Consider the following 711-nt stretch of genomic DNA (forward strand, 5'->3'; position numbering starts at 1 on the left):
CGCGACAACTTCAATGTTGGCTGCATTATCGCCGAGCTCTTCAAAGAATGGACGAATGTCCTTTCGGCTTCGGCCGATACCAATCCAGAGTACTTGATGACTTTCTGCGTCAGCGATGACGGTAGCGTACCGATGACCTTTAAAAATAGCGAACTCGTCCATAACAAGCTGGCGTAAATTACTCCACGGCACCGTTGGCACAACTCGTTTAAGACGTTGTTTATCAATGTCTTTAATCGTATGCCAATGCACTCCGGTCAGCTCGGAGATATGCTTGATGGGTAACAGCGGGAGCAGTTTCTCGATATAACCTTTTAAGCGATTTGTGATTCGTGAATATGGAGCAACCCAAGATATTGCTTCTGTTTTGACTCCACAAGAAGAGCAGTTGATTCGTCGAGTTTGTACCACTAGCTCAACTGGAGTGTCGAACATCATAGCTTCTTTTAGAATTCGCCAATGATAGTCATGGACAGAGTTAGATGAGCGACCACATTGACACACTGCGGTCGATTTAGGCTTTAAAGTGATTGTGATTAAAGAATCAGTTTTGTGGGACTTTATAATCTGAAAGCCTTCCCAGAAGGAAGATAGGAAAGTATTATTCGACATGAAAACGGTAGTTTTTGGAAGGTTGTGTTTGGCGATGTAACCATACCATTAACTACCGTTTTTGTTTTCAGTTCCCGCTAATCCGCGAAGAACCTTTTT

The 711-nt window shown here is 43.3% G+C and carries 1 protein-coding gene; it reads right to left on the bottom strand.

The window, feature by feature from the left end:
- Positions 1–612 (bottom strand): helix-turn-helix domain-containing protein (locus UA76_RS07355; RefSeq protein WP_162198942.1); only part of this gene is annotated, 612 nt, incomplete at its 3' end.
- Positions 613–711: the final 99 nt, after the last annotated feature.

It is taken from the genome of Vibrio mexicanus (assembly GCF_001012815.1).
Taxonomy (GTDB): Bacteria; Pseudomonadota; Gammaproteobacteria; order Enterobacterales; family Vibrionaceae; genus Vibrio; species Vibrio mexicanus.